This is a genomic window from Streptococcus sp. DD11 (assembly GCF_001578865.1).
Taxonomy (GTDB): domain Bacteria; phylum Bacillota; class Bacilli; order Lactobacillales; family Streptococcaceae; genus Streptococcus; species Streptococcus panodentis.
Genome location: NZ_KQ969392.1, coordinates 21385 through 22665, shown reverse-complemented (window position 1 = coordinate 22665; position 1281 = coordinate 21385). Strand labels below are relative to the sequence as shown.

Genomic DNA, 1281 nt, shown 5'->3' with positions numbered 1-1281 from the left:
TTGAGACTGAAGACAAAGTTATCCAAAGTCTTTCCTTAAGTGAGTGCGGACGGTAGCGACTTCCTTCGGAATTCCATACCTAAGATTTGAGCCTAAAGTCTCAAATCTTCCGAGCGCCTGAAACTAAAGAGTTTCAGGCGCTTTTCTCACAGCGGAAAGACTTGGTTGATCTTTGTTTTAATTATAGCAATGAGATTTTTCTTAATTCTTTGTAAGAATTTATAAAATTTTTACAAAGAAAATGGAATTTGTCTACGTTCTGAAGTTCTCGAAATAGAGAACTTTTTTACTTTTATCTAAACGACATGGCGCTCAAAGGCATCGTCTGAGATCCCTTGGCTGAGAATGAGCTTGGCCCATTCTTTGGCAGAGAAAAGGCTGTGATCCTTGTAATTGCCGCAGGATTCAATAGTGGTTCCGGGGACATCTTCCCAGCTGGTGCTGTCTGCAATTTCCTGCAGGCAGGATTTAATAACCTGAGCAATCTCAGTCGGGCTGTGCTGACCCCACATAATCATATGAAAACCGGTGCGGCAGCCAAAGGGCGAGCAGTCAATCATGCCATCAATGCGTTTGCGAATCAGCATGGCCAGCAGGTGCTCAATGGTGTGCAGGCCGGCAGTCGGAATCGAGTCTTCATTAGGCTGGACCAGACGGATATCAAAGTTGGATATGATGTCTCCTTTGGGACCGGTTTCCTCTCCGATGAGGCGGACATAAGGGGCTTTGACAATGGTGTGGTCCAGCTCAAAGCTTTCAACAATAACTTCTTTAGACATGGTTTCTCCTTTACAATGCAATCTTTTCGTTTGTCCTATCTGCGACATCTAACAGTCCTTCGGGCTGGTGAAGGGGGCGAAGTCACAAAAGATACACTAAATGACGGTAACAGCGAGTGCGAGAAGGACTTTCCTATGCTGCCAAACTTTTTTGTCGGTCAGACAGGTGCTTTTCTCCTAGGCAGCTTTCCTTTTGATTATAGCATAAAAAAGTTTTGTTTGGGGAATTTTTAAAAATTTGGTTTTGAAGACAGTCGGAACTGGCTTGCAGGCTGAAAGCATTTCAGAGTCGGATTATCTATTTAAACCTACTCACCCAAAAATAAAAAGGCTTTCTTTTTTCAAAAAATGGGTTTGTGAAATTTTTGTATTTATGATAGAATAGTATGGAATTTTGAATTCAACAATTAGAATTTTTGTTCAGAAAGATGACATTGCCAGATAAGGGCTCTTTTCCCGCCAGTCTCAGAAAAATCTGCAGCGCTGAAAAAGACTCTCTGCT

The 1281-nt window shown here is 42.2% G+C and carries 1 protein-coding gene; it reads right to left on the bottom strand.

Annotation, left to right across the window (positions count from 1 at the left end):
- Nucleotides 1-296 precede the first annotated feature (296 nt).
- Complete coding sequence (locus STRDD11_RS00105; protein WP_128834184.1) at nucleotides 297-779, bottom strand: S-ribosylhomocysteine lyase; 483 nt, start codon at nucleotides 777-779, stop codon at nucleotides 297-299.
- Nucleotides 780-1281: the final 502 nt, after the last annotated feature.

Excerpts from the sequence above, each read along its gene's own strand:
- STRDD11_RS00105 (WP_128834184.1), bottom strand. The coding sequence starts at position 779 with ATGTCTAAAGAAGTTATTGTTGAAAGCTTTGAGCTGGACCACACCATT.